The 23,553-nt window shown below is 61.6% G+C and carries 27 protein-coding genes; 11 read left to right on the forward strand and 16 right to left on the reverse strand.

Annotated elements, in window-relative coordinates; genetic code table 11:
- Positions 1-7: 7 nt before the first annotated feature.
- The 7 genes from ACYQ0G_RS04850 (at position 8) to ACYQ0G_RS04880 (ending at position 8,215) form a co-directional block, all read left to right on the forward strand.
- On the forward strand, positions 8-571 hold the full coding sequence (locus ACYQ0G_RS04850) for a DUF721 domain-containing protein (RefSeq protein ID WP_460099977.1): 564 nt from the start codon (positions 8-10) through the stop codon (positions 569-571).
- A 10-nt stretch (positions 572-581) separates the two neighbouring features.
- Entirely contained in the window at positions 582-1,301 is a 720-nt protein-coding gene (locus tag ACYQ0G_RS04855; RefSeq protein ID WP_460100643.1) for a thioredoxin domain-containing protein, read from the forward strand.
- A 105-nt stretch (positions 1,302-1,406) separates the two neighbouring features.
- A complete protein-coding gene (locus ACYQ0G_RS04860; RefSeq protein WP_460099980.1) occupies positions 1,407-2,147 on the forward strand; it encodes a thioredoxin domain-containing protein in 741 nt (246 codons plus the stop codon).
- 25 nt (positions 2,148-2,172) lie between these two features.
- Positions 2,173-5,598, forward strand: a complete 3,426-nt coding sequence (locus ACYQ0G_RS04865) for an AAA family ATPase (protein WP_460099982.1) — start codon at positions 2,173-2,175, stop codon at positions 5,596-5,598.
- Positions 5,599-5,786: 188 nt separating this feature from the next.
- Entirely contained in the window at positions 5,787-6,425 is a 639-nt protein-coding gene (locus tag ACYQ0G_RS04870; RefSeq protein ID WP_460099985.1) for a hypothetical protein, read from the forward strand.
- A 108-nt stretch (positions 6,426-6,533) separates the two neighbouring features.
- Positions 6,534-7,085 (forward strand): TetR/AcrR family transcriptional regulator, encoded by a 552-nt coding sequence (locus tag ACYQ0G_RS04875; protein ID WP_460099988.1) that lies wholly within the window; start codon positions 6,534-6,536, stop codon positions 7,083-7,085.
- A complete protein-coding gene (locus ACYQ0G_RS04880) occupies positions 7,082-8,215 on the forward strand; it encodes an MFS transporter (protein WP_460099990.1) in 1,134 nt (377 codons plus the stop codon). The genes ACYQ0G_RS04875 and ACYQ0G_RS04880 overlap by 4 nt, the downstream gene beginning before the upstream one ends.
- A 13-nt stretch (positions 8,216-8,228) precedes the next feature.
- On the opposite strand, the gene ACYQ0G_RS04885 is transcribed toward ACYQ0G_RS04880, so the two are convergent.
- The 7 genes from ACYQ0G_RS04885 to ACYQ0G_RS04915 form a co-directional block, all read right to left on the reverse strand.
- Complete coding sequence (locus ACYQ0G_RS04885) at positions 8,229-8,963, reverse strand: metallophosphoesterase family protein (protein ID WP_460099994.1); 735 nt, start codon at positions 8,961-8,963, stop codon at positions 8,229-8,231.
- Positions 8,964-9,040: 77 nt separating this feature from the next.
- The gene (locus tag ACYQ0G_RS04890) at positions 9,041-9,409 is read right to left on the reverse strand and encodes a MerR family transcriptional regulator (RefSeq protein ID WP_460099997.1); all 369 of its coding nucleotides are present in this window, start codon (positions 9,407-9,409) and stop codon (positions 9,041-9,043) included.
- Positions 9,410-9,431: 22 nt separating this feature from the next.
- Positions 9,432-9,731, reverse strand: coding sequence for an integration host factor subunit alpha (locus ACYQ0G_RS04895; RefSeq protein WP_460100645.1), 300 nt, complete (start codon positions 9,729-9,731; stop codon positions 9,432-9,434).
- A 110-nt stretch (positions 9,732-9,841) separates the two neighbouring features.
- A complete protein-coding gene (locus tag ACYQ0G_RS04900; protein ID WP_460099999.1) occupies positions 9,842-10,807 on the reverse strand; it encodes a beta-ketoacyl-ACP synthase III in 966 nt (321 codons plus the stop codon).
- Positions 10,804-11,841 (reverse strand): phosphate acyltransferase PlsX, encoded by a 1,038-nt coding sequence (gene plsX, locus ACYQ0G_RS04905; RefSeq protein WP_460100001.1) that lies wholly within the window; start codon positions 11,839-11,841, stop codon positions 10,804-10,806. The genes ACYQ0G_RS04900 and plsX overlap by 4 nt, the downstream gene beginning before the upstream one ends.
- Before the next feature lie 26 nt (positions 11,842-11,867).
- A complete protein-coding gene (gene rpmF / locus ACYQ0G_RS04910; RefSeq protein ID WP_224811933.1) occupies positions 11,868-12,050 on the reverse strand; it encodes a 50S ribosomal protein L32 in 183 nt (60 codons plus the stop codon).
- A gap of 166 nt (positions 12,051-12,216) precedes the next feature.
- Positions 12,217-13,167 carry an acyl-CoA desaturase gene (locus ACYQ0G_RS04915; RefSeq protein WP_460100004.1) on the reverse strand — a complete coding sequence of 317 codons (951 nt, stop codon included), beginning with the start codon at positions 13,165-13,167 and terminating at the stop codon, positions 12,217-12,219.
- Between the two features lie 73 nt (positions 13,168-13,240).
- Here ACYQ0G_RS04915 and ACYQ0G_RS04920 point away from each other — a divergent pair, with 73 nt between their 5' ends.
- The gene (locus ACYQ0G_RS04920; RefSeq protein WP_460100007.1) at positions 13,241-13,558 is read left to right on the forward strand and encodes a metalloregulator ArsR/SmtB family transcription factor; all 318 of its coding nucleotides are present in this window, start codon (positions 13,241-13,243) and stop codon (positions 13,556-13,558) included.
- On the opposite strand, the gene ACYQ0G_RS04925 is transcribed toward ACYQ0G_RS04920, so the two are convergent.
- The 3 genes from ACYQ0G_RS04925 to ACYQ0G_RS04935 form a co-directional block, all read right to left on the reverse strand.
- Positions 13,555-14,223 (reverse strand): MBL fold metallo-hydrolase, encoded by a 669-nt coding sequence (locus tag ACYQ0G_RS04925; RefSeq protein ID WP_460100009.1) that lies wholly within the window; start codon positions 14,221-14,223, stop codon positions 13,555-13,557. The genes ACYQ0G_RS04920 and ACYQ0G_RS04925 overlap by 4 nt on opposite strands.
- 246 nt (positions 14,224-14,469) lie before the next feature.
- On the reverse strand, positions 14,470-14,835 hold the full coding sequence (locus tag ACYQ0G_RS04930) for a hypothetical protein (protein ID WP_460100011.1): 366 nt from the start codon (positions 14,833-14,835) through the stop codon (positions 14,470-14,472).
- A gap of 98 nt (positions 14,836-14,933) precedes the next feature.
- Positions 14,934-15,587, reverse strand: coding sequence for a S24 family peptidase (locus ACYQ0G_RS04935; RefSeq protein ID WP_460100013.1), 654 nt, complete (start codon positions 15,585-15,587; stop codon positions 14,934-14,936).
- A gap of 198 nt (positions 15,588-15,785) precedes the next feature.
- Here ACYQ0G_RS04935 and ACYQ0G_RS04940 point away from each other — a divergent pair, with 198 nt between their 5' ends.
- Together ACYQ0G_RS04940 and ACYQ0G_RS04945 are read left to right on the forward strand one after the other, a co-directional pair.
- The gene (locus ACYQ0G_RS04940; protein WP_460100016.1) at positions 15,786-16,028 is read left to right on the forward strand and encodes a hypothetical protein; all 243 of its coding nucleotides are present in this window, start codon (positions 15,786-15,788) and stop codon (positions 16,026-16,028) included.
- Positions 16,018-16,383 (forward strand): hypothetical protein, encoded by a 366-nt coding sequence (locus ACYQ0G_RS04945; protein ID WP_460100018.1) that lies wholly within the window; start codon positions 16,018-16,020, stop codon positions 16,381-16,383. The genes ACYQ0G_RS04940 and ACYQ0G_RS04945 overlap by 11 nt, the downstream gene beginning before the upstream one ends.
- Positions 16,384-16,402: 19 nt before the next feature.
- Here the strand turns inward: ACYQ0G_RS04945 and ACYQ0G_RS04950 are convergent, their stop codons facing one another.
- The 6 genes from ACYQ0G_RS04950 to cysS form a co-directional block, all read right to left on the reverse strand.
- Complete coding sequence (locus ACYQ0G_RS04950; RefSeq protein WP_460100021.1) at positions 16,403-17,341, reverse strand: D-2-hydroxyacid dehydrogenase; 939 nt, start codon at positions 17,339-17,341, stop codon at positions 16,403-16,405.
- A 100-nt stretch (positions 17,342-17,441) separates the two neighbouring features.
- The gene (locus ACYQ0G_RS04955; RefSeq protein WP_460100024.1) at positions 17,442-17,651 is read right to left on the reverse strand and encodes a DUF6980 family protein; all 210 of its coding nucleotides are present in this window, start codon (positions 17,649-17,651) and stop codon (positions 17,442-17,444) included.
- Positions 17,652-17,778: 127 nt separating this feature from the next.
- Entirely contained in the window at positions 17,779-18,048 is a 270-nt protein-coding gene (locus ACYQ0G_RS04960) for a hypothetical protein (RefSeq protein ID WP_460100027.1), read from the reverse strand.
- A 1,176-nt stretch (positions 18,049-19,224) separates the two neighbouring features.
- Positions 19,225-19,599, reverse strand: a complete 375-nt coding sequence (locus tag ACYQ0G_RS04965) for a hypothetical protein (protein ID WP_460100029.1) — start codon at positions 19,597-19,599, stop codon at positions 19,225-19,227.
- 318 nt (positions 19,600-19,917) lie between these two features.
- Positions 19,918-20,202, reverse strand: a complete 285-nt coding sequence (locus ACYQ0G_RS04970) for a hypothetical protein (RefSeq protein ID WP_460100031.1) — start codon at positions 20,200-20,202, stop codon at positions 19,918-19,920.
- Positions 20,203-21,128: 926 nt separating this feature from the next.
- Entirely contained in the window at positions 21,129-22,580 is a 1,452-nt protein-coding gene (gene cysS / locus ACYQ0G_RS04975; RefSeq protein ID WP_460100034.1) for a cysteine--tRNA ligase, read from the reverse strand.
- A 176-nt stretch (positions 22,581-22,756) separates the two neighbouring features.
- On the opposite strand from cysS, the gene ACYQ0G_RS04980 reads away from it, so the two are divergent.
- Entirely contained in the window at positions 22,757-23,428 is a 672-nt protein-coding gene (locus tag ACYQ0G_RS04980) for a hypothetical protein (RefSeq protein WP_460100037.1), read from the forward strand.
- The last annotated feature ends 125 nt before the right edge of the window (positions 23,429-23,553 follow it).

Raw genomic sequence — 23,553 nt, forward strand, 5'->3', positions numbered from 1 at the left:
CTATGGCATGAGCGGCGGCATAATGGGAAGTGACAAGACAGACAGCCGGAAACCGAAGAAGGGTGCAAAGCCTTTCAAGCCCTATGAACGCCCTCGCGGCGGCGGGGCCAAGGCGATTTCCGACCTGATGCCGCAGATCGGCCGTCCGGCCTTCCGCCGCTTCGGCTTCGTGCAGAGCAGCGTGGTCAGCCGCTGGCCCGAAATCGTGGGCGAAACGCATGCCCGCGTCTGCATGCCCGAAATGATCCGTTTTCCCCCGGGCGAAAAGTCCGAAGGCATATTGGAACTGGTCGTCTTGCCCGCGCATGCTCCGCTCATCCAGCAAGTGCTGCCGGAGATAACAGAGCGGGTGAACCGCTTCTTCGGCTATAAGGCAGTGGCGCGGATCAAGATGCGGCAAGGTGCGGTTAAGCCTCCGGAGGACAGAAACAAGGCGAAAGCGCCACCTTCGCTCAAGCCGATTCCGATGGAGTTGGGCGACAGTCTGCGCGATATAGGGGATCCCGAGCTGCGCACCGTGCTGGAATCGCTGGCGCGCAACTTCGGGACCGATGACAACAGGAAAGACTGACGTGCGTTCAATGTCCCGTTTTACCAAGCCGCTAATGATCCTGGCAGCATCGGCGCTCGCCGTTGGCGCTGCCGCGCAGGATAAACCCCGCCCTGAAACCGAGAAGAAAGGCAATTGGGGTACGATGGTCACCGCGACCGAGGGTGGTCACCTGATCGGCAATCCCGATGCTGCCGGCAAGCTCGTAGAGTTCATGAGCTATACCTGTTCGCATTGCGCCGATTTCGCGCGAACGGGCGATGGGGCGATAAAGCTGCTCTATGTGCCGACTGGCAAGGTTTCCTTCGAGGTACGCCACCTCATCCGTGACCCCATCGACCTGACGGCAGCGCTGGCCGCCCAATGCGGAGAACCGTCCAAGTTCTTCGGCAATCACGAAGCACTTATCATCAAGCACGGTGAATGGATGGCCAAGGCCAGGAAAGCCACGCAAGCGCAGACCAGCCGCTGGCGCTTCGGCAGTTTCGCCAGCCGTGCACAAGCCATCGCCAGCGATCTCGATTTTTACGACATCATGGAAGGTCGGGGCTTTACCCGCGCCCAGTTGGACCAGTGCCTGACCGACGAGGCGAAGGCCAATGCGATCGCCAACCAGAGCCAAGCGGATATCGAGAAATTCGATCTCAGCGGCACCCCGACCTTCATCATGGCGGGCAAGACGCTGGATGCGCATGACTGGAAATCACTCCAACCCCATCTCGACGAGTACTTCAAGAGCCCCAAAAGCTAGCATTGCTGCGCTTTTCCGGGGACAGCCCTGTGGACACAGTCTCGGCCCTGCTTCATCTGCGCAAGGGCTTGGAATAGCCTTTTCGGCCAAATTAAGAGGATTTCGATGACACGCAGCCTTCGTTTCGCTTTTGTTGCTCCGATCGTTCTGGCGCTCGCCGCCTGTGGCTCCGGTGCAGAAGAAAGCGCCAATCTCGAAGGGGAAGCCATTGCGGCAGTGCCCGCCCCTGCCGATACGCAATGGCGCGACGTCGCCACCGAAACATCTGAGGGTGGCACTCTCGTCGGCAATCCCGATGCGCCGCTGAAGCTGGTCGAATACGGGTCGCTGACCTGCCCGACGTGCGCGCGCTTCTCTGTCGAGGGGGGCGAGCCTTTGATGGAATATGTCGACAGCGGCCGGGTGAGCTTCGAACTGCGCCAGTTCGCGATCCATGGCCCGATCGACATCACCCTTGGCCGCCTGACCAAATGCGGTGCGGCTGAATCGGTCATTCCGCTGTCGGACCAAGTCTGGGCCAATCTCGAGACCATCATGAATTCCTACCAGGCCAATGCTGATGCCTTTTCGCAGGCCATGGAACAGCCGATCGAGACGCGCTTCGTGACCGGAGCAGAGCGGATCGGCCTACTGGATTTCTTCGCCGCCCGCGGAATCAGCGAAGATCAGGCGCGCACCTGTCTGGCGGACACGGCAGCAATCGAAAAGGCTGCGGGTTTCACTCAGCGCTACGGCTCTGAATTCGACATCGCCGGTACGCCGACATTCCAGTTGAACGGGCAAACGGTGGACGCCAATACCTGGTCCGCTCTCGAACCCATCCTGCAGCGCGCGGGCGCGAGGTAAAGCCGAGTCGGGGGGGCAGACAGCGATGCTCATCAAACAGCTCAGGCTGAGCGGTTTCAAGAGCTTCGTCGAACCCTCCACCTTGCGTATCGAACCCGGGCTGACCGGCGTGGTCGGCCCGAACGGGTGCGGCAAATCCAACCTGCTCGAGGCGATCCGCTGGGTGATGGGCGAAAACTCGCCCAAATCCATGCGCTCGGGCGGTATGGAAGATGTCATCTTCGCAGGGACGGCGACCCGCCCTCCCCGCGATTTCGCCGAGGTCGTGCTCTCCGCCGAAACGGGCGACGCCGAAGAACTAGAGGTCATCCGCCGGATCGAACGCGGCGCAGGCAGCGCCTACCGCGTCAATGGCAAGGACGTGCGCGCCAAGGATGTGGCGCTGACCTTCGCCGATGCCGCCACCGGCGCGCATAGCCCCGCTCTCGTCAGCCAGGGCAAGATCGCGCAGGTCATCGCCGCCAAGCCGGTCGAACGCCGCATGATGCTGGAAGAGGCCGCGGGGATCGCCGGTCTGCACGTCCGCCGTCGCGACGCGGAAAGCAAGCTGCGCTCGACCGAAAAGAACCTCGAACGGCTCGAAGATCTGATGGCGGGGATGGACAGCCAGATCGCCTCGCTCAGGCGGCAGGCCAAGCAGGCCGAACGCTATCGCGCCCTGTCGGACGAGATCAAGACTGCCGAGGCGCGGCTCGTCTATGCCCGCTGGCGCGATGCGGCTGCCGCTGCCGAAGAGGCCAAGAAAGCGGCCGCAGAGGCCGATGCGCAGGTAGCCGCGGCGCAAAAAGCAGCTGACGAAGCGCAGAGGGCGCAGCGTGAGGCGGCGGAAAAGCTGTCAGAGGCGCGCGAGGAGCAGGCCGACCGGCGCGATGATGCCAGCGCGCACGGCCACCGGATGGCGTCGCTTACCAGCCAGCTCGAAGCAGCCGAGCAGCGCCTTGCCGATCTCAACCGCCAGAAGACCCGGCTCGAAGAAGATCGCGGCGATGCCGACCGGCTGACCAAAGATGCGGCCGAAGCCTTGGCTAGGCTTGAGAAGGAACTCGCTGCCAGCGAAAAGTCGCTCGCCGAGGACGAGGCGCGGCGCCCCAAACTCGTCGCTCAGGCCGAAGATGCCGAGCGGGCCAGCCGCACCGCCGAACTGGCGCTCGCCAAGGCGACGGCGGACAATGCTGGGGTAGAGGCGGAATGGCGCGTGGTCGAGGCGGAGGTCCAGCAAGCCAGGACACGCGTGGAACGGTTGCAGGCCGACAGCCGCCGGATTTCCCAGCAACGCGAGGCACTTGCAGGACAGGATTTCGCCGGCGCGGTCGATGCCGCGCGCAGCGCCGCGGAAGAGGCAGCAAACAAGGTCGCGAGCAGCCGCGAGACCATCGAGGAAATGCAGTCTCGCAAGGCTGAATTGCAGGCCCAGCGCGATGAAGCAGCCAGCGCTTACTCCACTGCCAAGGCCGAATTATCGGGAGTTCAGCGCGAATACGATGCGCTGAAACGCGACCGGGAAGCGCGCGAAAGGGCGGCGGCCAAGCGGTCCGGGCGCGAGCAGGCGATCGACGGGATACGGGCTGAAAAAGGCTATGAGAGAGCGGTCGCCGCGGCTCTCGGACGCGACGGCAAGGCGCTGCTCGGCCTGCCCGATGGCGAGAGCGACGGGCGTTACTGGACCGGGGCAAGTGTTCCGAAAAACGTCCCGAACACCCTACTTGATCGGCTCGAACGCTGCCCGGAACAACTCCGCGCACGGCTTGCGCTGGTGCAGGTGGTCGAAGAGGACGATGGCCGCGAATTGAAGCCCGGCGAACATCTGGTCACCATGGACGGCAAGCTGCGCCGCTGGGACGGGCTGGTAGTGCGCGGCGAAGGCGCGGCGGAGGCCGCACGACTGGAGGCGGAGAACCGCTTCGCCGAACTCGATGCGCTGGTGCCCGAGCTGCAGACTGCGGTGGAGCAGGCAGAAGCCCGGCAATCGCAGGCGGCGGACACTCTCTCGGACCTCCAGCGCGATCTTGTCGCGGCGGAGCGTGCGCTGACCGCTGCCAGCGAGGCCGAGCGCAGCGCGCTGCGTGCTCTCGACCAGGCCGAGGCTGCCCGCGAACGCAACGCCGCCCGGCTCGAGGAACTGGCCGAAGCCGAACGCCAGCAGGCCGATATCGTGGCTGGCGCCCAATCGGACCTCGCCGCTGCCGAAGCCAAGCGCGCTGCCCTGCCCGATCCGGCAGCCGGCCGCGCCGCGCTCGAAACCGCGCGGGCGAAGAACGAGGCGTCCCGCACCACCATGCAGGCCCGCGCTGCCGAGCTTGCCGCGCATGACCAGTCGCTTGCCGTCGCCCGCGAACGCACCGCAGCCCAGCGCAGCGACATGGCCAACTGGCAGGCCCGCTCGGGCGAGGCCGCGCGCCGCCTGTCCGACATGGCCCGCCGCTTCGAGGAGATCGAGGAAGAACGCGCGATCTTCGCCGCCAAGCCCGAGGGCCTGATGAAGGAAATCGAGCAGGGCGACACGGTGCGCGAACGGCTCGGCACGCAGCTGGCCGAGGCGGAAAAGGCCCTCGCCGCAGCAAATGCGCAGGCGCAGGCCGCCGATCAGGCGTTGAGCGCCGCGAATGAAACACTCGCCAGCGCGCGTGAAAACCGCGCCGGCCTGTCCGCCCGCGCCGAAAGCCACGATGCGCGCCGGATCGAGATGGCCCGCACCTCGGGCGAGCGATTCCAGTCCCCTCCCCCGCTCCTGCCGGGCAAGTTCGACTTTGCCGAAGACAGCGTGAAATCCGCCGATGACGAGGGCGAGGAAATGGACCGCCTGACTGCGAGCCGCGAACGCATCGGCCCGGTCAACCTCGTCGCCGCCGAGGAACTGGAGCGGATCGAAAGCGAGCACGGCACCAATGCCGCTGAACAGCAGGAACTGCGCGAGGCGGTTGCCCGGCTGCGCGGTTCGATCGGCAATCTCAACCGTGAAGGGCGCGAACGGCTGCGCGAGGCTTTCGAGCAGGTCAACGGCCATTTCATGCGCCTGTTCACCCGCCTGTTCGAAGGGGGCGAGGCGCATTTGGCGCTGATCGACAGCGACGATCCACTGGAAGCGGGGCTGGAGATCTTCGCCCAGCCACCGGGCAAGCGCCTGCAATCCCTCACTCTGCTGTCGGGCGGCGAACAGGCGCTGACCGCCACCGCACTGATCTTCGCGCTATTCCTCACCAACCCGGCCCCGATCTGCGTGCTGGACGAAGTCGACGCGCCGCTGGACGATGCCAATATCGACCGCTTCTGCGACCTGCTGGAAGCGATGGTGAAGGAAACCGACACCCGCTACCTCATCGTCACCCACAACGCCGTGACAATGAGCCGCATGCACCGCCTGTTCGGCGTGACCATGATCGAAAAAGGCATCAGCCGCCTCGTCAGCGTGGACCTCGGCGGCGCGGAAGAACTGCTGGCGGCGGCAGAGTAGACGGGACCGATGTCTGGAGCCGCGGTGGATTTGCACCGCGCCACTGGCAAAAGCACTGACAGAGACTGGCAGGCGCGTTGAAGTCGGCGTAACCCGCTGTTTAGAGATTTGATCCAGTTTCGGAGAAACATCTTAGGCAGCAGGCAACAGGGTGTAATCTGCCTGTTGCTTCCGATTCGAGGCCATTCATGACAATTCAACGCATTCTCAAGATTGCCGTTCTTGCGTTGCTCTTCGCGGCTGCTCCTGCGATTTTTCTATTTCTCAGCAGCCTGTGGACTGTGCTGATGAAGGCCGATGATGAGCACAGAGAGGACGCTCTCGTCATATTGGCGAGCGATGTCTGGTTTGCGAAAGATCGTCAGTTGCGCATCTCCAACCTCAGCCAGAATGAATATTCATATCGGGAGATAAGGCCGGTCCTGGTTTTGGCTGATCCCGGCCCACCCCCGAAACCACCCTTGGTCATCAGATTTCCGTCGTGCAGCGATCCTGAGATAATCGAGGATCCCAATAAATTCCGCCTTTACTCGTCAACTGGCTATCCATTCTCTTTGCGAAGACAAGACATTGCCGATGCCGGCAATCTTCGCTTCGCAGAGAAGTTGGGTGTGGCGCGGCTCGCATTCTTGAGGTCCTGCCTGCTGGCCACGCCCTTCGCCGGCTCCTGCGGCAGGTGGCTCGATAGTCAGGCAGTGGGTGATGATGAGATCATCCCGGTGCTGTTGAAAAGGCAGCAGCTAGAACTTTCCGATAATGGGCTGTGTTGGCCACAAAGCGAGTTGGTGGGGCCAGACACGAAGGGCGACGAGTCCTCGGCTGATTAGGAAGCAAAGCGTGCAGCGGCGGGCCATCCCTCAGGAGATGTTGGCCGCCTTAAGCTCGCAGCCAAGATTTTTCACCAATCCACCTGCCATGTAAAACGATCGTTTTACATGGGGCCTGTCATCGTCTATCCGTCTCAAATGGATAGAACCGATGCGCTAACTCTCGCCGCCGAGCGGCTCTTCGACCAGAACGGCTATACCGCTACCGGCATGGACAGGCTGACGCAGGCCGCGGGCATGTCGAGCCGGACCCTTTACAAGCATGCTGGCAGCAAGGCGGCGCTGATGGGCCGGGTGCTTCAGGCGCGCGACCGGCGCTTCATGGAGAGCATGGATGTGGCCAGCGTGGATGCGCTGTTCTCCGCATTGGAAGAATGGATCCGCAACGAGGGTGCGCGCGGCTGTTTCTTCCTGCGTTCCCTGGCCGAGACTGGCGGTGACACACCCGAAATCGCCGCCGCGGTCAGCGCGCACAAGGCGGCGTTCGTGAAGCGAGTTCACCAGGTCGTGGCCGCAGACCTCGGCTATGACGATCCCGCTCTCGCCGAACAGATCCTCGTTCTGATCGAGGGCGCAACGCATGCCGCAGTCTATCGCGGTGTCACGGCCGTATCGGCGGCGCGCTCCGCCGCGGCGATGCTGATGAAGGCGCGCGGGTGAGCCCTGCGCTTCGCATCGGTGCAACCGGCTTCGGTCTGATTGCTCTTTGTTACGGTTTTGCGCGCTTCGCCTTTGGGCTGTTCCTGCCGCGGATCGACGCCGAATTGCACCTCGGCCCATCGCTGAGTGGCATGATCTCGGGCGGGGCCTTTGCGGGTTATTGCCTTGCCATCATCGCGGCGGCCGCGCTGACCGAGAGGCTGGGCGCGCGCGCAGTGGCGATGGCGGCGGCGATCATGGCGGCACTCGGCATGGCGGGTATCGCGCTGGCGCCTTCGCCCATCCTCCTCGCGTTCGCCGTGGTTGTAGCGGGATGCAGCGCGGGCCTTGCCTCCCCTCCGATGGCGGCAGCCGTGGCCTCCGCCGTACGAAGCGACCGTCAGGATGCGACGAACACGGTTATCAATGCCGGGACCAGTGCGGGCGTCGCCCTGTCCGGGCTGATCGCTCTGGCCGTGCACGGGCAATGGCGAATGACCTTCGCGGTCTTTGCCGGGCTGGCAGCCGTGCTTGCGATTGGCGCCGCTATCGCTCTTCCTCCGTCACGCGAGAGCCGGCCACCAGGGGGTTTGCCGCCGATCACGGGGACGCTGGCGCGCCTTATCATCGCGACCTTTCTCGCCGGGATGGCAAGCACTGCGATATGGTCGTTCGGCGGTCAGCTCGTCTCGGAAAACCTGGGTTGGGGACCGGCAGGAACCGCAGCGCTGTGGATCGCCATCGGCGCAGGCGGAATAGCCGGAGCGTCGGCGGGCAATCTCATTTCGCGCTTTGGTTTGGGGCAAGTCCATCTGACGTTCTGCGCGGCGCTTGCGATCACCATCGGCGCGGTTGGGGCCGGAGTGGCAAGCACGGAACTGGTCCTGGCAAGCGGTGCCCTGTTCGGAGCGGCCTATGTAATGCTGACCGGCGTCTATCTCGTCTGGGGCATCCGCGCATTGCCGGACCGGCCCGCCACCGGATTGACGATCGGCTTCCTGTCGCTGGCCATCGGGCAGACCGTCGGCGCGCCGATCTTCGGCCTGTTGCTGGGCGGGCCCGGCATGACGATTGCGATTATCGCTTTCGGCGCCCTTGCGCTGCTGGCTGGTGCAGTCCGCCCCGGCCTTTCCCCTAACCGGCCATCATGAGCCGCAATCCGCGTTATACTGTCCCCGTGCACAGGGCTTTGGCCCAGTCGGCGCGTTCTACCGCCTCGGCGTCGCGGGCGGCCTGCTCCCAGTCATAGGCAACCAGATGGAAGCTTGCCTGCCAGCTGCCGCCATCGTCGCTGACAGTGGCATAGCGCGCAAAGGGCGAGCCGTTTTCCATGGCGTGGGGAAAGGGATTATCGTCCTCATAGGCAGGAAGGCCGACGCTGCCCGGGTTTACGATAAGCCGCCCGTCGCGCAGCATGACCGCGCGCGGGACGTGGGTGTGGCCACACAGGATCAGGCGCGTCGAGGCTTCGCCTGCCCGCTCTTCCACTTCGGCGAGCGTGGCGGGGCGCACGGCGGTCTCGGTCACCGTTTCGAGGAAATAGACCAGATCGCTGGACGGGGTGCCGTGTACCATGAGCACGTCCTCGGCCAGCTGCAGGGTAGGTGGCAGCGATGCCATCCAGGCCAGCTGATCGTCGCGCAGCGTTTCGCGCGCTCGCCTGTCCGACAGCCCCATGCGCGCGGGATCGCCTTCGAGAACCTGCCGTTCGTGATTGCCGCGGATCGTTGGCAGGTCCAGCGCCATGAGGCGGCCTGCCGTCTCGCGCGGCCAGAGTGCGCCCGAGCAAATGTCCCCAAGATTGACGATCTGGTCGACGCCAAGCGCCTGTGCATGGGCGAGGACCGCATCGAGGGCGGCGATGTTACCGTGGATATCGGAGAGAACGGCGATTTTCATGGCCGATGCATCTTGCCCGCCATAAACCCGGCTGTCGAGGCGGAACCCTGGGACTGCAGCGACCCAGCAACGCCGTCTCAGGCCATCATCGCGGCCTTGAGTTCGTTACGGATGGCCTTGAGGCGGGTCAGCAGGTCGGATTTGTTCAGCGTGTCGGACGGCGGCGTTTCTGCGGCAGACGCCGCCTCTTCCGCAGGCTGGTTCAGCGCGGCTTTCGCGCCCTTGAGGGTATAGCCCCGGGAATTGACCAGATCATCGATCCGTTCGACCAGCGCCACGTCTTCGGGGCGATAATACCGGCGGCCACCGCTGCGCTTGAGCGGTTTCAGCTGCGGGAATTGCTGTTCCCAATAACGCAGCACATGGGTCTTGATACCGGTAGCGGTGGCGACTTCGCCAATGGTGCGCAGCGCGCCCGCCTCCTTGTGATCTTCAAATTCGGCCATGCGCCATCCTTAGGCCAGCGGATCAGCCGTGCGCAATCCGCTCTTTCAACAGCTGGCTGGCGCGGAAGGTCATCACGCGGCGGGGCGTGATCGGCACTTCGACACCGGTCTTGGGATTGCGGCCGACGCGTTCTTTCTTGTCGCGCAGCACGAAGCTGCCGAAGCCCGAAATCTTCACGTTTTCGCCATTGGCGAGGGCATCGCACATCTTCGCGAGAATTTCTTCCACGAGGTCTAGCGATTCCGCCCTGCTCAAACCCATCTTGCGATTGATGGTTTCAGCCAGATCGGCGCGAGTGAGCGTTCCAACGGAGCGCATCATATCCATCGTTCTTCCTTCCCCAGAAGCGACCCTGGGTTCGATCAATGGTTACAACATACTGTATTTGGCCAATTCCGGCAATGGAGCTGGTAGTTTTATTTTGCCGAATACTAGAGGCGTGCCAAAGCGGCACCCCAGGTAAATCCGCCGCCCATGGCCTCGAACATCACCAGATCGCCTTCCTTGATTCGCCCGTCCTTGCGAGCAACGTCGAAGGCCAGCGGAACCGATGCGGCCGAAGTGTTGGCGTGCTGATCGACGGTAACCACGACCTTGTCGGGCGACAGGCCGAGCTTGCGTGCCGTAGCGTCAAGTATGCGGGCATTGGCCTGATGCGGCACCACCCAGTCGATATCATCGGCCACGATAGAGGCATCATCGAGCACTTCGTTCAGCACTTCGGCGAGGTTCACCACCGCATGGCGAAACACCTCGCGCCCCTTCATGCGCAGCTTGCCGACCTCCCCCGTGGTGGAGGGCCCGCCGTCGACATAGAGCAGGTCCTTATGCGCGCCGTCGGCATGAAGCTTGGTGGCGATGATGCCGGGCCCATCCGCCTCCACTTCGCGCGACTCGATGACGACCGCGCCGGCACCGTCGCCGAACAGGACGCAGGTGGTGCGGTCTTCCCAGTCGAGAATACGGCTGAAAGTTTCCGCGCCGATGACCAGCGCTTTCTTCGCCATGCCGGTGCGCAGTAGCGATTCCGCCGTGCCCAGCGCGTAAAGAAAGCCCGAGCAAACGGCCTGGACGTCGAATGCCACGCCGCCGCGACAGCCAAGCGCGCTCTGCACCTGAGTCGCGGTGGCGGGAAAGGTATGGTCGGGCGTCGCGGTGGCCAGCACGATCAGGCCAATCTCGCTTGCATCCACTCCGGCATCATCCAGCGCTTTGCGCGCAGCTTCGGTCGCCAGCGTTGATGTGGTTTCGCCCTCACCCGCTATATAGCGCTGGCGGATGCCGGTACGCTCGACGATCCAGTCGTCGCTCGTATCGACGCGTTCTTCGAGATCGGCATTGGTCACGCAATTCTTCGGCAGCGCACTGCCGCTGCCGGTAATCACCGCACGAATCATTTGGCCCCCAGGCTTCCGGTGTCGATGGCACCGAGATCCTTCGCGATGCGGTTGGTAATGTCGTCTTCCAGCAGCCGCGCCGCGACTTCCACCGCATTGGCCACGCCCTTGGCGTTGGCGCTGCCATGGCTCTTCACGACCACGCCGTTGAGGCCGAGGAAGACCGCGCCATTGTGGTTGTTGGGATCGAGATGATGCTTCAGCAGCTCGGTAGCGGGCCGCGAAACGAGGAAACCGACCTTGGAACGGAAGGACGACGAGAATGCACTGCGCAGCAGATCGGTTACGAAGCGCGCTGCGCCCTCGATCGCCTTGAGCGCGATATTGCCTGAAAAGCCGTCGCAAACGACCACATCGCATTCGCCGCGATTGATCTTGTCGGCTTCGACATAGCCTTCGAAGTCCATCGCCAATCCGCCAGCCGTGCGCAAGCGATCGGCGGCAGCCTGGATGTCTTCGGTGCCCTTGGTTTCTTCGGTGCCGATGTTGAGCAGGCGCACACGTGGCCGCTCACGGCCAGTGACAATCCGCGAATAGGCGGCACCCATGATGGCGAACTGCACCAGATTGCGCGCATCGCATTCGCGATTGGCGCCAAGGTCGAGCATGATGACGTCATTGTCGCCCAGCGTGGGCAGCAGGGCCGCGAGCGCAGGCCGGTCGAGACCGGGCATGGTGCGCAGGGCAAGCTTGCTCATCGCCATCAGCGCGCCGGTATTGCCGGCAGACACCGCAGCCCCCGCCTCGCCGCGTTTCACGGCGTCGACAGCGAGACCCATACTGGTGGTCTTTGCGCGGCGCAGAGCTCTCGACGGCTTTTCATCGCCCGCGACGACATCCTCGCAATGAAGGATCTCGCTAGCTTCGGACATGCCGGGATGATTGGCCAGCGCAGCCCTGATCTTCGTCTCGTCACCGACCAGCAGGAACTTGAATCGGTCGTGACGCCTGCGCGCAAGCGCGGCGCCCTCGACCATTACGCGAACCCCTTCGTCCCCGCCCATCGCGTCAACGGCGATACGCGGTAAACTCATGACGTTCTCCGGTTCAAGCTAAGGTCTTAAAGGCCCTCGGGAGCGAGAACTTCGCGCCCGTTATAGTAGCCGCAGTGCGGGCAAAGATTGTGCGGGCGCTTCAGTTCGCCGCAGTTCGAGCATTCGTGATGCGCCTCTACCGAGAGCGAATCATGCGAACGACGGTTGCCACGACGGTGGGGCGATACTTTTCTCTTGGGGACGGCCATCTCGGCACCTGTTCCTCAAACAATTTCAGTCAATTTCGGTGGCCGCCCTAGGGGACAGGCAACCATCGCACAAGAGGCGCGATGAATGCATTGTCCCGACCGTGACGGTGAAGGCGCGCGCTATAGCGAATTTTCCGAAGGATGCAAGCGAAGCGGAGGATTATCGCTAGATATCGATTCCGGCAATCGGTCCGCTACGACTTGCCTCACCGTGGTCCGACAGCGCTATCAGCTTTCCGTCCCTCTCGGGCATATCGGCAGGCAGGCACACATCCCAGGCGAGTCCCATCTTCTCAAGCTGCCTTATGAAAACATACCCCCAATCGCTTTGCCCCGGCAACAGCCCGATACGCGCTGAGCCCGGATAGGCATGGTGATTGTTGTGCCACGCCTCCCCCATCGTCGGCAGAGCGGCCCAAGGAACGTCGTAGGCCTGCACCCCCGCTTGCCGCACCAGATAGCTTTGCGGCCCCCGATTATGCGCCAGATAGCCCACAAACCAATGTCCGTGGACGGTAATCACGACGCGGGCACACACACCCCAGATCACGAAACTCCAGCCCCCTGAGAGGTAGAGGATCGCGGCAACCGGCAATTGCTGTGCCATCCAGTACCGTTCGAAAAAGCGATAGAGGGGTTTTCCTTCGATCTCCGACAGGTCGAATTCCGGGGGATTCTCAAGGTCCAATCGGCAATGCATCTGCCACCATGCATCTTTCAGCATCGATTCTCCGTGCGAAAGATAGGGATGGCAACGTTGCTGGCGTTGCGCCCAATCCCGCAAATCGTGCGTGCGCACTATCCATAAGGGGCCGCTCATTCCCGCGATCGTGCCGCACCAGATCAGAAACCGTTCAACAGGCCGCGTTGTCCGGAAGCTGCCGTGAATGAGAAGGCGGTGAAAGCCGACCGAATGGCCCAGCAGCACAAAAAAACCGGTAAGGGCGAGGAACACCAGAAACGCGGGTAGCGTGAAGAATATCGGCCCGAGAACCAGCGCCGCGAGGAGCATGGAGCCGTTCCAGAAACTATGGACGGGGTCCCACACCACTCTTCCGGCGAAGGCGTTGGCGCCCCGGTCATCGCTAATCCAGTTGACGTCGCACTTATCCCGCATGGCACACTCCAGTAAGGCGATTAAGTAATTACTTAACCCCTATGGACTGGAAAGTGTTTAAGCAAGCCCTTACATGGATATCATGCAACGCATCTTCGAAGCCCTGAGTTCTGCTATCCGCCGCAAGATCCTCGCCTATCTGGGCGATGGCGAGTTGACTGCCGGTGAAATTGCCGAGCGGTTCGACGTGTCGAAACCCGCGGTTTCGCAGCATTTGACCGTGCTCGAGAATGCCGGCCTCGTGACCCGCGAAAAGCGCGGGCAATATGTGTATTATCAGGTTGTGCAGGACAATTTGGTCAACACTCTCAACGGCTACGTTCAAGAAGTCTGCCCGGTCGCAAAGCCGCTCAAATCCGAAGCGGCCTTGCGCAACAAGCCGAAAAACTAACCCAAAACCGAATCGCTCACGAAGGCATTCGTCTTGCGTTCCTGGCCGAAGGTACTGGTGGGGCCGTGGCCGGGGATGAAGGTGACATCGTCGCCCAGCGGCCATAGCTTCTGGGTGATCGCGTCGATCAGGTCCTGGTGATTGCCCATCGGGAAGTCGGTCCGTCCGATGCTGCCCTGGAAGAGGACATCGCCTACCACGGCGAACTTGCTGGGCCGGTGGAAGAACACCACGTGGCCGGGCGTGTGGCCAGGGCAATGGATGACTTCCAGCGTCAGATCGCCGACCGTCACCGTATCGCCATCTTCCAGCCAGCGATCGGGTTCGAAAACCTGGCTGTTCATACCGTAGCGCGCGCCGTCTTCATCGAGGCGGCTGATCCAGAACCGGTCCGCTTCCTGCGGTCCCTCGATCGGCAGGCCGAGTTCCTTGGCGAGCACGCCCGCCTCGCCGCAATGGTCCATATGGCCGTGGGTGATGAGGATCTTTTCCAGCTCCACGCCCGATCTCTCGACCGCCGTCTTAAGCTTGTCGAGATCGCCGCCCGGATCGATCAGCGCGCCCTTGTTGGTCGCGGTGCACCAGATGAGCGAGCAGTTCTGCTGGAGCGGCGTAACCGGCACGATACCGGCCTTCATCGGAGGCGTGGGAGCTGTGTCTGTCATGCCTGCTAGATGGCGGGAGGCCGCTGCGAATGCAATGCCGGGGCGTCTCGGCTGACTCGATCCGCGTGCGTATGTTGCCGGGGGTGGGCGATGGATTGCCGCGGAGCCTTCGGCTCCTCGCAATGACTCAGGATTACGTCATTGCGAGCCGCAGGCGAAGCAATCCATGGCGCGGCGTCTAGCCACCAGTCTTTGACGCCATGAAGGCGGCGACATCGCATCGCCGCCCTCCATTTCGCGCAGAAATCAGCGGGTCTGGAAGTCCACCACGCGGCCGTCGGAACGGAAGACGCAGGTGAATTCATCGCGGTTGTAATCGCGGGTTTCGATGCGGCCCTGAACGTAGACATAGTCGCGTTCCTGCTGGTTCACGCTTTCGATGCGGACCCGGCCATAGCGCGAGGCTTCGCGGCCGCAGGCGTCCACTGCCGCGCGTTCGAAATCGCCGCGGGCGTTATAGCCATAATCGCTGCCGCCACCGCCGAGGATGGCGCCGAGAATGCCGCCCCCAAGGCCGCCGCCGTCCTGACCATAACCGCCCTGTCCGTATGAGGCGCAGCCGCCGAGCAGGATGGTGCCGGCAAGGGCTGCGGGGATAAGTATCTTTTTCATCGCTTCTCTCCAACTGATGCCCGGCGATCCACCAACCCGCGGGGTTGGGAAAGGTACGGGCGAGCCAAGCGATTGTTCCGCCGCGCTAATTCGGGCCGTCAGATCCGCCCGCCCTTCCATACCACGCGCCCGATCACTTCCACTTCCTCGCGGGCGAGGTCGATCGGGGCATAGGCTTCGTTGGCGCTGATCAGGGTGATTCTGCCCGGCGCACTCGCCTGGACCTGCTTGACGTGGAGGGTGTCTCCGATGCGGATTACGTGGATTCCTTCGCCGCTGCGCTTGTTGCGGTCGACGAAGATTTCATCGCCGCTGCGCAAGGTCGGTTCCATGCTGTCGCCCTCTACCCGGATGGCGGAGAGATCGGCCCCTTCCAGCCCCATTTCGCGCAGCCAGCGGCGGGAGAAACGGAAGGCGTCGAAGGCGATTTCCTCTGCCGAGAAAGCCCCCGGCCCGGCCGAGGCATCGAGCGCCAACCGCGGCACCGCAACGAAGTCCGAGGCCTGAAAACCGCCTGCATTTTCAACCCGTTGCACCGCCGCATCGGCGCCCAGCTCAACCTCCCCCACCCCGAAGAATTCGGCCAGTTTCCGCCGGTCCGCCTCCTCCAGTTTGCGCGGGCTTCCCTTGCGCACGAATTGCTGGAGATAGCTGGGATTGCGGCCCAGCATGGCCGACAGCGAGGCCAGGCTGGTGCGGCTTTTCTCGGTCAGTTCGACCAGCCGCGCCCGGTCCGAAGTCATCTCTGCCATCGCCATTCCTGCCTTTCCGCACTGTTCCGGATTTGCGCCCGAACACCCTCTTGATCGGGCCACCATCGGACCGATCACCCCGTTTAACGAGAAAATTCCTATACCATAGGATTTTTCCTAGACAAGTAGGATTTCGGCTGGAACGAATAGGGAACAGAGCGAGCGATTCGCCCCATATTCTTTCAGAGGAGCCCCGCCATGTTGATTCGCAGAATCGAGAAATTCCTCCGCCAGCACGACATGCCGGCGACCAAGTTCGGCCGCCTCGCCGCGCATGATCCGCGCTTCGTGCTGGACCTGCGCAATGGCCGCGAACCGCGCGGCGTTACCGAGGCGCATATCCGCAGCTTCATTTCCGGCTTCGACGCCGCGGTGGTCGAGGCCGCGCTGGCAGACGCCCAACTTATCGCAAACGCAAAGGAAACCGCCCGTGTCCAGTGAAGCCAGCCCCCCTCGCCCGGCCAAAATCCGTCCTCAAAATCGCCGCTCCGCCACCGACCATTTGCGCACCGCGCTGATGAATCTGTGCGATCACCGCGCGCAGGTGCTCACGCATAGCGAGAGAGCATGGGCCAGCATCACCTTCGCTGGCACGCGCCACCGGCTCGCCCTGCTGTTCGCCGGGGCCGAGGCGGTGGCCGCGGGCGAGCAGTTCATCGCCTGCCTGCCCGAACACGAATTCGCCATTCCGGGCCAGCTGGTCGCCGATGCCGGGATCGTGGAGGTCGAACACCGGCTGATGCCCAGCGAACGCATGGTGGTGCAATGCGATTTGCTGTTGCTGGAGGAGAGCTGATGCGCCGGACCTTGCGGCCTCAATACCCCGCCGCGAGGTCCATCTGCGGTTCGACCTTTTCGCCCTTGTGCCAGCGATCGAGGTTTTCGATGAAACGGTCCGCGCTGCGCTGGAACATCTTGCTCTGCGCGCGGCCGGACAGGTGCATGGTGACCTGCGCATTGTCGAGGCCCCACAAGGGGTGGTCTTCGGGCAAAGGTTCGGGATCGGTCACGTCGAGCAGCGCGGCCTCGATCGACTTCGCCTCCAGCGCGGCGACCAGATCGTCCTGCTTCACCACATCGCCGCGCGCGATGTTCACCAGCACGGCGTTGGGGCGCATGGCGGCCAGCTCCGCCTCGCCGATCATGTGCCGGGTTTCATCGGTGGAGGGCACTGCCAGGATCACCCAGTCGAACTCGCCCAGCTTCTCACGCCATTCACCGGGCCGCAAGGCGCCCTCCCCGCCCGACCGGCGCACGGGTACCACCTTCATGTCGAAGGCTTCGAGCCGGGTCTTGATCAGGCTGCCGATCGCGCCGAGGCCCAGCAGCAGCACCCGCTCCCCCGCCAGCTCGCGCTTGCCGGGGCTGTCGGTCAGCCACTCGCGCCGGTCCTGCGCGCGCACCACCTCGCGATAGCCCTTGGCATGGGCCAGCATCAGCATGACGACATATTCGGCGATGGTCAGCGCATTGATGCCCACGCCATTGGTCACGGTAACGCCGCGCTCCTCCAGCAGGTCCAGCGGCATGAAATCGAGCCCCGCATAGATCGAATTGAGCCATTTCAGACTGGTGGCCGCCTGCGCGATCTCGACCATGGGCGCGGTCTCGTTAAGGTCGAACCAGCCGATCTCCGCCTCCGGCGCAAGCTTGAGCGCCTCGTCCTTGCTGGAGAACCACAGCGGCTCCACCCACTCAGGCAGACGCGGCTCCACCAGCGGGCGGATCATGGCGGACATCACGGCTTTGGTCATGCGGGGGCAACCTCTCTTCCCTTGTGCCGTGCCGGTAGACGGGAAGCGCGGGCGCGGATCAAGTGCGGGGTGGGGATTTTGGGGGTGGTGTGGGGGACAGTCAGTCCAAACCATTTGGAAGTTTGGTCGCGCACCAAGGACAATACGAGATCGTAATGACCGACGACCCGCCATCATGGATTATGAGCCCGTAACTATCCCGCTTTTGCGAATAGTGGATCAAACAGTCGGGGCACTCAAATCGATCCGGATGGTCAGCGCAGGCGTTCTCGACGTTCGCGCGCATCATTTCGCAGCAATGCTTTGTCATGCCGCTCTTTCCCACAATGATTTTACGTCAGCAATCGGGTCGTTAGCTGCCCAACCGCTCCTCACACCTCGCTAGCTCGGCATTTCTGTCGCGAACTGGATGGCAATCTGAAATAGTCTACGACGAGCTATTTGGCGGAGTTCTGGTCGACTGCGAACCTATTCTCTTTAAAGAACAGATACCAAACTAACAGCAATCCAGAGATTGCTCCTACTGCAGCGGACAGCTGGCTCGAACCGCCATCATTAAAATGTGTCAGGCCGCTCAGACTACCTATTGAGAATGCAAAACCGGCAATGCGGGCTGATTTTCCATCCAAGAAGAAATTTGCGACGCCGCATCCGATAAGCGCGCTCAATACAATTGATAGCGCCACCACAAAGCCAGAAAGAAGCACGGACTGCAGTCTCCCATTCCTGCATTTTAAGCGCCATTGATGGCACGACACAAAAATGTCCGCAATCGGGTCGTTAGCAGTCGGACAGCTTTTCTCGTGCGTGCACTATTATCGGATGGTCGCTTTTAAGGCGCTGTGCTAATGGCCCGTAGCGTCTGCAATTGGGTGGGAAGCGGAAAGTCAGCTTAGCACCAAGTTCAGCTATTAGCGGTCGAACGGCTTTCGGGATGTCCCTCTAACCACCAATCGATGATTTCTATTGAACTCACCAAGGCTCCGTATGTTCTTGAAATGCCCTCACCTGGCTTGAGGGTCGGAACGGCTATTTCTTCTTCGCTCTCGACAGAACCATCGAAATATGATGCCTTGATGACTACTGTCTGAGGCTCACTGGCCTGCATCCAGTTATTCTCAATGATAATCCGCAGTATATTAGTTTGATATTTAGGAGGGATTGCTTCCGGCCGGGGACTTCTCGAATCGTCGTATACGTGACTTTCTGCCGACGAAAGCACTATAACTCTAAGTCCGCCTACGTTTATGCGCGCTTGTTCGCGAACGCTTTCGCACGGTGCCTGTTGATCTATCCGCTGCTCAATGGGCTTCGTTCGCCTCTTACTCCAAAACATGCAACTTCTCCTGCCCGTCGGCCATCGATTTTAGTTCTGGCAGAGGTTATTGGATGACCGCTAACGTTGGAAGAGATAGATGATTTGTATGGCAAGATTGGGGTCGTTAGCTGACAGACTGGTTTCGGTTCGAACCGTGGCAAAGCTGCCAGTCGGCTTTCGGTGAGCGCTCCCAAGTTGCGCAAGGTCAGCAGTTGGGTGGAAAGCAGCCATCAGCGACGGCGGAAAAAAATCGCCCAAGTAAGGAGGGCGTAGGCGAGCACTTCGCTTGTGATGAGCCATCTCGTGAAGGTGCTACTCTGGGCTCGACAGGCGGCCCCCTCAGCACCTTGGAAACAATCGCCCATAGATGTGAAGGTGAACAAGGCCGCTGCCACGATGAAGTATGCGAATGTCCACCAGCCAAAGGCAATCAGTTTTTTTCCGTTCATGGACCGAGACTGGCGCATGAAACGAACGGCGGCAATGAGGTCGTTAGCTGCCGGTCCGCTCTTGGCGTATAGCTAGCTCGGTGGAGCCATCGTCAGATGGGGTGGGAAGCAGACGTTCAATCTGCCAGCCGCATTGGTTCGTGATATATCTCGAACGAGAGGTTCGTAAGATCCAATGGCGTGGTATTTTCGGGACCCCAGGCATGTCCTTCCAACTGGTCCAATTTACCGTCATGCATGAACAACACGAACCCAAGACCGTGCTCTAATCCTTCAACGCGTGCATGTGTGGCGTTTCCAAGCGTGTTAGGGCAATGCACCGGTGGCACATCGTCCGGCACATCAATATCGGTGAAGAAGCCACCACCCGAGTTCTCGCGCCTTGTTACGACAGCGCGCCTAAGTTGGGCTTCCAGCGCCGAAGCTATCCTAGGAGTCTCCGCAAAGATCGCTCGCAGGGCCGCTGTTTCCATTTCAGTAAAGCGCGTCATCAACCAACTGTATCACAAACTTGGCAGCGCCTGAACGACTGCAAAGGGATCGTTAGCCGAACGTCCGCTTCGCCCAGTTCCCTGCCAGAACCGGACTCAGCATGGTTATGGCATTGGGTACTGGCGCACCATTGGCCGCGCTGCTGATCGGATGTCCCGTCTTCAATGGCCTTTTCGACTAACGGAATCTCTCGATAGGCCGTTACCTACGGCGCGGTCTGTATTTGAACGTCACTACAACCTTGCGTACCCTCCAGCAGGTTGGATGATCGCGCCGGCATCAAAAAATGCCAACGCAACCTTTGTTCTCTCACTCGGTTACAGAACAAGCACGATTATACTCACAATGGCCCCAGCGAACAGCGCAATCAGGACCATCTCCACGATAGTGAATTTGTCGATATGATCTGAGCGGAACTGGCCGTATCCCGCCGGATTCTTGCTCGCCATACTGGCGATTTCGAACGCGCTGGCCTGCTTGCCAAACCAGCGTTTCAATTGGACCACTTCTTCATCGCTTACATCCGGGTACCGGTTCAGCAGGATTTCGATGCTATCGAAACGTGCGGATGGATCGGCAGGATCTGCCTTGTTCTCAAACATAATTTCACCTGAATTTTTGACATAGAAATCTCGCCCTCGGCGAGGCGATCAGGTGAGTTTTGGCGGAGCTCTGGTTGGAGGCAGGATATGCCGGCCCTGAAAAGGCGGTGGCCCTGTCTGTTTTGGAGGGCCGCTGAAGGCGTTTGGCTGAGCAAAATCCGCTTGCTGAGGCTCCGAGACGGGAAGTCTCGGAACAACCGGCTCGACGGTCAGAGCTTGCCGTGATGCCTCATCCCGTTGAACGAGAATCGCGACTTCATAAGTGGTCGCGTCGAAAGCCGATCCACGGTCGCGATACGTCGGTATGGCAGAGGACGGCGTGGCCTGAAATAGCACAGCGACCAGGATTGAAAGCAATCCCAGTCGGAAGAGAAGTCTGTGCAGGCGCAAAACAGTCACCCAGGCGATTTATTGCTACTCGCGGCGCAAAACAAGTGCAGGCTAGAGCCATTGGCAACCGAGCGTGAGCAAAAGGGTTTCTAGCAAAAAGCTTTGTAAACCAGGCAATGAGCCTCCGCACTGAGCGCTACGGTGCGAAAACAGTCGCAAACCTTAGTTCGACTAAGACTATGCATCGATTGGCGACGGCTCGAAAGTGATACGAAGGTGCTTCGACGGTGTTAATTTGGGCATACTTAGGCTCGGATGTACCGATGGCGGCTTTCGGGCTTTCCGACTGAGGAGCGGACATTCGGTCAGTCACCTCATGTCCTGTAACCCAATGGATTCAAGGGAACGCAACCGCGTAGGCTTGGGAAGACGGTGCGGGTTGGGGCGAGGTCGCGCCATGGATTGCCGGGTGGCCCAGCAGGGCCGTCTTCGACTCCGCCTTTCGCTCCTCGCAATGACGGGAGGAAGCTTACCCCGTCATTGCGAGCGTAGCGCGGCAATCCATGGGGGCTGACAACCCGCTGCCCCCCAAAAAATCAATCCAGCTTCCACTCCCAGCCGAGCGGGTCGCCGTCCATGACTTCCACGCCTTTGGCCGCCAGGGTCGCGCGGATGGCGTCGCTGGTGGCGTAGTCTTTTTCCACCTTGGCATCCTTGCGGCGCAGGATTTCGGCTTCGATTTCTTCTTCTTCGATCTCGGCCGATTGCGGGCGGATGCGTAGATCCTCGCGGGTGAGTTGGAGCACCCCCAAGCCCAAGACTTGGTCCATTTTTTCTATCAAATTCTCAGCAGACTTACGTCCAATTCCTGCTTGTATCGTCCCTTCGAGTAAAGTCAGGGCGACACTGGTATTCAAATCATCAGAAATAGCATCTTCGAAGCGCGCAATCCGCGCATCTATCGCCTGCTGTACGTCAAGCTCGGAGCCGTTGTTTTTGGCTCTCATCTTATCCACCGCCATCACGATCCGCTTCAGCCGCGTGAGCGCCGCGCCCAGACCTTCCCAGCTGAATTCCAGCTCGCTGCGGTAATGCGCCTGCAGGCACATCATGCGGTAGGCGAGCGGGTGGAAGCCCTTGTCGATCAGCAGTTGCAGGCGCAGAAATTCGCCCGAACTCTTCGACATCTTGCCGCTGCGTTCGACCAGGAAATTGTTGTGCATCCAGATGCGCGCGCCGCTGTTTTCGGCCTCGCCCAGGCCGCCGGTGCAGCAATGCGCCTGGTTCTGCGCGATCTCGTTCGGGTGGTGGATTTCGCGGTGGTCGATGCCGCCGGTGTGGATGTCGAAGGGGAAGCCGAGCAGCTTGCCGCCCATGACCGAGCATTCCAGATGCCAGCCGGGCGCGCCCTTGCCCCAGGGGCTATCCCATTCCATCTGCCGCGTCTCGCCCGCGGGCGTCTTGCGCCAGATGGCGAAATCGGCGGAGTTGCGCTTGCCCTCGACCGTTTCGATCCGGCCCTCACCTTCCTCGGTAACAGCGCGCGCGAGGCGGCCGTAATCGTCCACGGTGGAGACATCGAAATAGAGGCCGCTGGCGAGTTCATAGCAATGCTTGCCCGCAATGCCTTTGGCGAAGTCGATCATCTCGTCGATGTAATCGGTGGCGACCGACCATTGGGACGGCTGGCGGATGTTCAGCGCCTTGACATCGTCCCAGAAGGCTTCGGTGTAATGTTTGGCGATATCCCAGATGGACTGCGATTTCTGCGCGGCCATCTTCTCCATCTTGTCCTCGCCCGCATCGCCATCGTCGGTCAGATGGCCGACATCGGTGATGTTGATGATGTGGGTGAGATCGTAGCCCTTCCAGCTGAGCGTGCGGCCCAGCACATCGGCGAAGACATAGGCGCGCATGTTGCCGATGTGGGGATAGTTATAGACCGTGGGCCCGCAGCTGTAGACGCGCGCTTCGCCCGGATGGACGGGAGTAAAGGTCTCGATCTCGCGGGTGAGCGAGTTGAACAGCTTGAGCGGAGTTTGGGTCATGCAGGGGCGTTTGGCGGCAGCGGGCGCGCGGGTCAATTGCCTCGCGTCATTGCGGGGGTTTGGGGGTGGTGCGTCTGCGGCGGTGTGGATGGGTGATAGGGCGGGAGATGGATTGCGTCGCTTCGCTCGCAATGACGTGGTGCCCCTCCACCCGTCATTGCGAGGAGCGAAGCGACGTGGCAATCCACTGCTCGGCCTTCAAGATCACTGGCAGCGGTGGCATTATTCGCCGGACCGAACCAACCCGCGGAACACAAACCGCCACCCCCCGTTGGCAAGTCTCACCCTCTACTTCGAAATACTTCACCCTGTTAGAAGCCATTATTACCGGAGCCTACATGACCAACCGTCTCGCACTTATTCTCGGCGTTTCAATTCTTGCAACCGCGTGTTCTTCGCAAGACGCCGACACACCGGAAACCGCCGATGTGGAGGCTGTCGACACCACCGCCGCGAATACCGCTCCGGACAGCACCGACATGCAGGACGTTGCCGCACCCGCCGGTGAAACGGGCGACACCGCCGCCAACGAAGCCAGCACCCCGGCGCCCGCAACCGGCAAGCGCATCGTCGACTGCAAGATCGTGAGCGGCGGCGAGGACGTGCTGGACGCGCCCTGCCAGTTCTCGCCCCAGTCGAACGGCGGCTTCACCCTCATGTCGCAGTCGGGCGATGGCGCGATCTATGGCCGTATCCAGAGCGTGAGCGTGTCGAAGATCGACAGCAAGACCGCCGAAGTGAGCGGCCTGACCTCCGACGGCATCAACTCGCGCTGGGGCCAGGCCACCCGCTCGGCGCAGGACCCGGCGTGCTGGAGCGGCAGCGATTTCTCGGTCTGCGCTTACTGAGCGGATGGGGTGCGGGGGTGCTGCGGACGTGGCGCCCCTTTCCACTTTGTGGGGTAGCTCGGGCAGTGGATTGCCGCGTCGCTGCGCTCCTCGCAATGACGGTTAAGATTTACATCGACGTCATC

The organism is Qipengyuania triglochinis, assembly GCF_054655615.1.

Excerpts from the sequence above, each read along its gene's own strand:
- ACYQ0G_RS04965 (WP_460100029.1), bottom strand. The coding sequence starts at position 19,599 with ATGACGCGCTTTACTGAAATGGAAACAGCGGCCCTGCGAGCGATCTTT.
- ACYQ0G_RS04860 (WP_460099980.1), top strand. The coding sequence starts at position 1,407 with ATGACACGCAGCCTTCGTTTCGCTTTTGTTGCTCCGATCGTTCTGGCG.
- ACYQ0G_RS04940 (WP_460100016.1), top strand. The coding sequence starts at position 15,786 with ATGTTGATTCGCAGAATCGAGAAATTCCTCCGCCAGCACGACATGCCG.
- ACYQ0G_RS04935 (WP_460100013.1), bottom strand. The coding sequence starts at position 15,587 with ATGGCAGAGATGACTTCGGACCGGGCGCGGCTGGTCGAACTGACCGAG.
- rpmF (WP_224811933.1), bottom strand. The coding sequence starts at position 12,050 with ATGGCCGTCCCCAAGAGAAAAGTATCGCCCCACCGTCGTGGCAACCGT.
- ACYQ0G_RS04915 (WP_460100004.1), bottom strand. The coding sequence starts at position 13,167 with ATGCGGGATAAGTGCGACGTCAACTGGATTAGCGATGACCGGGGCGCC.
- ACYQ0G_RS04885 (WP_460099994.1), bottom strand. The coding sequence starts at position 8,963 with ATGAAAATCGCCGTTCTCTCCGATATCCACGGTAACATCGCCGCCCTC.
- ACYQ0G_RS04955 (WP_460100024.1), bottom strand. The coding sequence starts at position 17,651 with ATGACAAAGCATTGCTGCGAAATGATGCGCGCGAACGTCGAGAACGCC.
- ACYQ0G_RS04925 (WP_460100009.1), bottom strand. The coding sequence starts at position 14,223 with ATGACAGACACAGCTCCCACGCCTCCGATGAAGGCCGGTATCGTGCCG.
- ACYQ0G_RS04920 (WP_460100007.1), top strand. The coding sequence starts at position 13,241 with ATGGATATCATGCAACGCATCTTCGAAGCCCTGAGTTCTGCTATCCGC.
- ACYQ0G_RS04970 (WP_460100031.1), bottom strand. The coding sequence starts at position 20,202 with ATGTTTGAGAACAAGGCAGATCCTGCCGATCCATCCGCACGTTTCGAT.
- ACYQ0G_RS04870 (WP_460099985.1), top strand. The coding sequence starts at position 5,787 with ATGACAATTCAACGCATTCTCAAGATTGCCGTTCTTGCGTTGCTCTTC.
- ACYQ0G_RS04895 (WP_460100645.1), bottom strand. The coding sequence starts at position 9,731 with ATGATGCGCTCCGTTGGAACGCTCACTCGCGCCGATCTGGCTGAAACC.
- ACYQ0G_RS04900 (WP_460099999.1), bottom strand. The coding sequence starts at position 10,807 with ATGATTCGTGCGGTGATTACCGGCAGCGGCAGTGCGCTGCCGAAGAAT.
- ACYQ0G_RS04875 (WP_460099988.1), top strand. The coding sequence starts at position 6,534 with ATGGGGCCTGTCATCGTCTATCCGTCTCAAATGGATAGAACCGATGCG.
- ACYQ0G_RS04890 (WP_460099997.1), bottom strand. The coding sequence starts at position 9,409 with ATGGCCGAATTTGAAGATCACAAGGAGGCGGGCGCGCTGCGCACCATT.
- ACYQ0G_RS04930 (WP_460100011.1), bottom strand. The coding sequence starts at position 14,835 with ATGAAAAAGATACTTATCCCCGCAGCCCTTGCCGGCACCATCCTGCTC.
- ACYQ0G_RS04865 (WP_460099982.1), top strand. The coding sequence starts at position 2,173 with ATGCTCATCAAACAGCTCAGGCTGAGCGGTTTCAAGAGCTTCGTCGAA.
- ACYQ0G_RS04855 (WP_460100643.1), top strand. The coding sequence starts at position 582 with ATGTCCCGTTTTACCAAGCCGCTAATGATCCTGGCAGCATCGGCGCTC.
- cysS (WP_460100034.1), bottom strand. The coding sequence starts at position 22,580 with ATGACCCAAACTCCGCTCAAGCTGTTCAACTCGCTCACCCGCGAGATC.
- ACYQ0G_RS04950 (WP_460100021.1), bottom strand. The coding sequence starts at position 17,341 with ATGACCAAAGCCGTGATGTCCGCCATGATCCGCCCGCTGGTGGAGCCG.
- ACYQ0G_RS04850 (WP_460099977.1), top strand. The coding sequence starts at position 8 with ATGAGCGGCGGCATAATGGGAAGTGACAAGACAGACAGCCGGAAACCG.
- plsX (WP_460100001.1), bottom strand. The coding sequence starts at position 11,841 with ATGAGTTTACCGCGTATCGCCGTTGACGCGATGGGCGGGGACGAAGGG.